6 protein-coding genes and 1 pseudogene are annotated in these 6,225 nt (G+C 46.0%); 4 read left to right on the top strand and 3 right to left on the bottom strand.

The genetic code is table 11. The features are described from left to right. The 3 genes from ENN47_09385 to ENN47_09395 all read left to right on the top strand — a co-directional run. Nucleotides 1-422, top strand: a 422-nt coding sequence (locus tag ENN47_09385) for a dihydroorotase (protein ID HDP78375.1), incomplete at its 5' end; no start/stop codon positions are given. Beyond that, nucleotides 287-1,189 (top strand): dihydroorotate dehydrogenase electron transfer subunit, encoded by a 903-nt coding sequence (locus ENN47_09390; protein ID HDP78376.1) that lies wholly within the window; start codon nucleotides 287-289, stop codon nucleotides 1,187-1,189. The genes ENN47_09385 and ENN47_09390, both read left to right, overlap by 136 nt. Beyond that, nucleotides 1,143-2,105: a dihydroorotate dehydrogenase gene (locus ENN47_09395; GenBank protein ID HDP78377.1), complete on the top strand. Its 963-nt coding sequence runs from the start codon at nucleotides 1,143-1,145 to the stop codon at nucleotides 2,103-2,105. The genes ENN47_09390 and ENN47_09395 overlap by 47 nt, the downstream gene beginning before the upstream one ends. Here ENN47_09395 and ENN47_09400 read toward each other — a convergent pair. Genes ENN47_09400 through ENN47_09410 form a run of 3 tightly spaced genes read right to left on the bottom strand, consistent with a single transcriptional unit; the run spans nucleotide 2,086 to nucleotide 5,296 of the window. Beyond that, nucleotides 2,086-2,694: a bifunctional 4-hydroxy-2-oxoglutarate aldolase/2-dehydro-3-deoxy-phosphogluconate aldolase gene (locus tag ENN47_09400; protein ID HDP78378.1), complete on the bottom strand. Its 609-nt coding sequence runs from the start codon at nucleotides 2,692-2,694 to the stop codon at nucleotides 2,086-2,088. The two genes, ENN47_09395 and ENN47_09400, sit on opposite strands and share 20 nt — an antisense overlap. Nucleotides 2,695-2,719: 25 nt before the next feature. Next, complete coding sequence (locus tag ENN47_09405; GenBank protein HDP78379.1) at nucleotides 2,720-3,640, bottom strand: hypothetical protein; 921 nt, start codon at nucleotides 3,638-3,640, stop codon at nucleotides 2,720-2,722. A 27-nt stretch (nucleotides 3,641-3,667) separates the two neighbouring features. Further along, a complete protein-coding gene (locus ENN47_09410) occupies nucleotides 3,668-5,296 on the bottom strand; it encodes an ABC transporter substrate-binding protein (GenBank protein HDP78380.1) in 1,629 nt (542 codons plus the stop codon). 207 nt (nucleotides 5,297-5,503) lie between these two features. Between ENN47_09410 and ENN47_09415 the strand changes: the two are divergent. Beyond that, nucleotides 5,504-5,613: pseudogene (locus tag ENN47_09415) on the top strand (hydrolase-like protein). Nucleotides 5,614-6,225: the final 612 nt, after the last annotated feature.

The following is a 6,225-nucleotide window of genomic DNA, read 5'->3' on the forward strand; positions in this document are numbered from 1 at the left end:
AAGCGATCAGACGGGCAATAGTCTCTGGTTTGATAGATATTATTGCTTCGGATCACGCACCACACACATTAGAAGAAAAAACATCTGAAGTACCTGCTAGAGGCTTTTCGGGAGTAGAGCTACTTTTCCCGCTCTCATACACCGCCCTTGTCAGTGAAGGGCTTCTCTCTCTACAAGCATTGACTAAGCTTCTCACATTTAATTCTTCGAATCTCTTGGGAATAAATCCCGCTTGTCTTGAAGAGGGAGAACGAGCCGATATCGTCCTTTTTGATCCCAATGAATCATGGATTGTCGAAGAGTCCTCTATGTATTCAAAAGGGAAGAATACTCCCTTCCTGGGGAAGAAACTAGAAGCGAAGGTGAAGTATACCATAGCCTCTGGAAAAATAGTCTACCCCTTCATTGGAGAGTCAGTATGAATGTTGTGAATGAAAAATGTGAAGTGATAAGAAACGAAAGGGTTAGTTCCGACGGGCATATACTGGTTCTTAATTCTAGAGATATCTCCCGACAGACCCTTCCCGGGCAGTTTGTTGAAATCGGTTGTTATGGAGAAGATATGATTTTGAGAAGACCATTTTCCGTCTTTGATGTCTCAAGTGAAAGCCTATCCCTATTCATAAAGATTGTTGGAAAGGGGACAAAATGGTTGAGTGAACTCAATTCCGGATCTATTGTTGATCTCATAGGACCGCTGGGAAATGGATTCACCGTGTCTAGCAAAAGCAGATCGCTATTGATTGGAGGGGGATGTGGCATCGCTTCACTGAATCTTCTTTCTCGAAAGCTATTTGATTCAGATAGTAACTCGGACACTATTTTTGGCTTCTCAAAACCCGAGGAGATCCCTCAAGAAGTCATCGAAGGATTTCAGAAGAGAGCAAACAGAGTTTTAGTAACCGTTGACAAAGGACCTTACCCCTTCATAGGAAACGTTGTGGACAGGTTGAAGGAAATTGATCTGGAAAACTACGACAGATTCTACTGTTGCGGCCCAACAAGAATGTTGAAGGCACTCGAACCCTTTCTATGCAAGAGAGAAGTCGAGGTATCTCTTGAAGCACGTATGGCATGCGGCATCGGGGTCTGTTATGGCTGCACCATCAGTACAAAACACGGTAGCAAGCGAGTCTGTCTAGATGGACCGGTTTTCAAAATGGAAGAGGTTGAATGGAATGAAATGTAATCTGAGAACAGATCTTGGACGTATAGGCATTTTGCGTAATCCCATAATCATTTCTTCAGGGACTTTTGGACTGTCCAAACCGTATTTTGACCTTCTGGAATCTGAATATGTCGGAGCGGTAGTAACAAAGACGATCACTTTGAATCCGAAGGAGGGTAACGCTCAGCCGAGAATCCTGGAGGGTCCTTCCTCAATGATAAATTCGATCGGCCTCGAAAACCCCGGCGTTCTCAGTTTTATCGAAGAATACAAAGACGGGTATGGAAAATTGGAAATTCCAGTAATAGTTAGTATAAGTGGAAATTCAGTATCTGAGTTTGTTGAGATAGCTGACAGACTAAATGACATAGATGGGGCAGCCGCCATTGAACTAAATCTTTCCTGCCCGAATGTCGATTCGGAAGGACTCTCTTTCGGGTCAAGCCCTGAGAGAATTGGCAATGTCGTATCTGAATGCAGCAAGACCAGCAAATACCCGCTGATCGCTAAACTCAGCCCTTTCCAATCTATTGATGCTTCCTTCGCCAGAAGTGCAGAAATGGCAGGGGCATCGGCAATATCACTGATAAATACCGTACCAGCCATGAAGATTGACATAAACAGATTCAGATCTGCATTAGGTGCCCTATCCGGTGGAATGTCCGGACCAGCAATTAGACCCATCGCGCTGAAAATGGTCTACGAAATCAGTAGGGATATTGATCTTCCCATAATCGGTATGGGCGGAATTTCAAACGGCGAGGATGCAGTAGAGTTTATTATGGCGGGAGCCACCGCAATCTCTATCGGAACTATGAATATGATTGATCCCTCAATACCCAAATCAATCACCAAGTTTTTCGAGAACTTCATGCAAGTTCATTCATTATTAGATACTGCGGAAATTGCCCAAAGATTCATCCAAAGAAACTCTTGACTTTGGCGACGAACTGTCTCGCCTTCTCCTCTATCTCCTCCGGGCTCCCCTTAGTCAGATCGGATCCTATACCGACAGCGGCGGTACCTGCTTTGAACCATGTGTCTATGTTGTCGAGATTGACTCCTCCCGACACCACACACAGCGCCTCGGGGAAGGGGCCCCTAAGTGATTTCACAAAGGAGGGTGAAAGTACATCGCCGGGGAAGACTTTGACCATCGAGCTGCCCAGCGAAGTTGCCTTCACATATTCTGTCGGTGTCATAATCCCAGGAAGATAAAGCATCTCGAGCGCTCTGGACTGTATTGCAAGTTCTTCCGATAGATGAGGACTGACTACGTACTTAGCGCCGCTCTTAACGGCTTTGCTGAACTGGTCGTCTGTGATAACAGTTCCGGCTCCAACGTAGGCACCCTCTATCTCTTTTGAGAGAATTGAAATCGCCTTGGGGGCGTCGGGAACCGTGAAGGTTATTTCGAGGATTTTCACGCCTCCCCTGAAACAGCTTCTTCCAATCTCGACGCATCTCTCCACGCTGTCGCTTCTGATAACGGCCATTATCCTTTCTTGCAGGATAATATTCTTCACTTCTATCCCTCCATTCGAATTTTATCTAGAGCATTATTCTTCCAAATGATTTTAGGATCAGAAGAACTCTCAAGGTTATTATAGCAACCCACTCATCCCAGGCCCTGCTCATTTCGCCATCGTAGAAGCTCTTGGACCAAGTGGGCTTGATCTTCCCGTGAGTCTGAAGCTCGTCAATATAGTATTCGATATTCTTTTCAATCAACTCTCTATCGACGCAAAAGAACTCTTCGGGAGAAGCAACGAAATCCAAAGGCTTGGCCACATACTCCGTTCTCCATTCCTCCTCATCCTCACTAACCAAGGTGCAGACTGCTTCAGAGAGCTTTGATCTTAAGCTTGCAGCCGTTTTTTCGTCAAGCAATCTGTAAAGCCTTATGAAGCAGAATATCTCGTGAAAAGAGGTAAACACACTCATGCTATCCAGATACCTGACCGCTTGAGAAAGAAGCTCATCTACATCTAGATTGGTTAATTCTCTGTATTTGCTCAGATATCCTGTGATTTCCGCAGTTGGGTTGCCCCAGTTAGCATCGATCGCGCACATGCCCTTCTCTTCATCGAATTCCCACCAGGGAGCGTGCGGGTAATCATTCACCGTCTTCGGAACTGCCAACCATCCCTCCCTTTCCGGAACATATGTGTTGTCCAAATAGGAAATCGCTTTTGAGATTATTCCCTTGGCAAGCGGTATGTCATCGAAATTAATAAGGTGTTGAAGCGCTACAGACGTTGCTATGGGTGATGAAGCTGGTAATCTGAAGTCTGGTTCAATTGCATTTCCAAATCCGCCATCGCTATTCTGATAACCGGCGATTTCCTCGACAACGCTGTTTGCCGGGCCATCCATGAAGTAATAGGCGAACAGTCTCTTTTCCAGCTCTCTCCCGTTCTCAAGGATCGTATACTGTGCTCTCCTAAAAGGCTCCCTTTCAAGATAGAGCATTTCAAATACCCCCTTTATGTTGTCCTTTCATTTCTGCAAATACCACTCAGCAAGATTCTCGTAAAGCTCCCCTCTGCCCGGGACCGGCCCGATGAGCTGGCTATTCCAAAAAGCGTAAGAAAGATTGTAGGCGAAAACCAGAACCGGCACATCATTTGTCCATATCCTGTATGATCCGAGATAATAAGGAGTGCGACTTGACCAGTCGGGCTCAATAGAAGCCCTTCTCATAATCCTGAAGATCTGCTGATTCACATAACCTACTTCCCAGCCTGACTCCAAATCATACTCGTACTCACTGGTCCATGGGGCTATCTCGGGATAGTCGAAGGCCTGGACTCGAAGATAGGCCAGCTCATAATCGCCTTCATCTATGTCACGGAGAAGACTTCCCCAATCGAGCCTTTCCACTTCGAGTTTCACACCTATCTTGTCCCAGCTCTTCTGGAGCTCCTCCAGCAATATATTCTCAACTCCATGATAGACCTTGATCGACAAAGTTACGCTATCGGGATGACCTGCATTTGAAAGGAAGATCTTTGCCTTCTCCGGATCGTACGGAAGATCCACTATCTGAGCTTGCAGGGTCTTAGAGATAGCCGTTCTGGGATCTACAGGAATAAAAGTCCCGATAGAATTGGGGAGGGCTTTAAGAAGTGATTCATAATCTATAGACATCTTGAGCGCCTGCCTAACTCCTTTTTCTGCCAGCAGACCGTTTCTATGATTTATTAGAACAACATGATAAGTGCCATCCGGTAAGCTTCCCGATTTAAATTTTCCAGAAGCCGATGCATTAAGAAGAGACTCGTTGTGATCAGGCTCACTGAAAAGAAGATGCAGCTTTCCCTTTTCGAACATTTCAATTCTGTCGAGAGGCTCCGCCACTTCCACGAGCCTTACTTCATCTAGAAGACTTTTTTCGGGCCAACTCTCAAATACTAGAGGAAAAAGACCGTCGCCAGATCCTCCGTGCCAGTTCGGATTTCTCTTCAGAATAATGTTGCCTTTTACACTTGACGGATCAAGCACGAAGGGCCCTGAACTAGCTTCGATAGGAGGTTTATCCATCTTCATGCTCTCTTCCAGATTCTCCGGTTCGATTCCAAGTCTGTCCGAGTAAATATGTTTGGCGAGTATGCCTGTTCTCAAAGAGTTCAAGAATTCGGGATACGAATCATTGAAATTGAAAACCACTGTCTTGCTGTCGACGACGGAAAACCAGCCAAACCGCGGATCACTGAGAGCCTCATAGACCGGAGAGCTTTCGGTGTTCTTCCACGCTTCTATCGAATACTCAATATCCGCGCTGGTTATAGGCGTTCCGTCATACCAGAAAATATCTTCTCTGAGCTTTATGAAAAGAGACTTGTTCGAATTCAACAGCTCGTACTTTTCCACCAGGCAGGGACTCAATTCGTCGCCGCTTGCCCATCTGAAAAGAGGGTCCTGAATCGCAAAAGTAACCCAGAAATCACCCTCTGAAAGCTCAAATCCTGGAATGAATCTGAATGTAGTATCGACCGGGAGTGTGATCGACCCTCCCGCTAGCACCGAGTAAGAGAATTCTTCATCTGTCCCTCTTTTTTTCAGAGCCTCGGCGAAACCACTAGACAAGAAGACTGACAATATGACAACCAGAAATAATCTCCGCACAGGGTACCTCCAAAGCTTCAGGTCTCTACACTATTATAGTAGATAAACCAAATTCGATTTCGTTCGAAAAGGCAAAGAAAAGGAATGCTGGTTCTCCGTTGAACGGTTCTCCGTTCACCGAGGAGCAATGGAAGATGCAAGTTGTAAGAAAAAGCAAAAGACCGAGGTCGGGGATTGCAGCTTAGAGGTTGGAAAGAGCGGAATAAGATGCAAGGCTGGCTTCGCCAGGAAGTGATGCCCGGAAGGGCATCCGGGAAGTGATTCTGGCGCTTACGCATAAGGAGGCAAAAACCAAAGAAAAAGAGCAAGCAAATTAAAGTAATCTGATCAGAACGAACTTATTTTGTCATCCTGTAGAGCCTGCACTGAAAATCTCCTGTTCAGGGCTCCTGTTAAGGATCTGGGCTTTCGAGAAACCGTGGTTGGGCGTTCGAAAGATCAAGAAAAACAGGTTGACCGTTAAGCGGTTCTCCGTTTGTGAGAAGAGCCATGAATAGCATCAAGATTCCGACCAGGAGCTTTGTCGGAATGAAGGAATCTATTCTTTTCGGAATAATCATTCGCTGTCATCCCGAACTTGTTTCGGGATCTCGGTTTGAACCGCTCGGGGTTGCAGATAGGTGGTTGCAGGTTCGAAAAGAGCTATGGAACGCAAGATGCTGAAAATAGTTCATGATGTTGGTATGTTATGTTTGATCTTGCTCTTCATACGTCTACCCTTATACCTTTGACCTCTTCAGTCATTTTTGGAGCTTATCGAAGGACAGGCTCTTCTCGGAGGACCGTTGACTGACAACCTGGTTTCATCAGCGCTCAGCGGGTTCTCCGCTTTTAAGCGTAAAGCGGATCTTTAGGCGTTCAACGGCTCTTCTACCGCGAAGCGGAACTGGCCTCGCCAAAGGCGAGACTGGCCAGGCGAAGCCTGATTG

Source organism: Mesotoga infera (genome assembly GCA_011045915.1).
GTDB lineage: Bacteria > Thermotogota > Thermotogae > Petrotogales > Kosmotogaceae > Mesotoga > Mesotoga infera_D.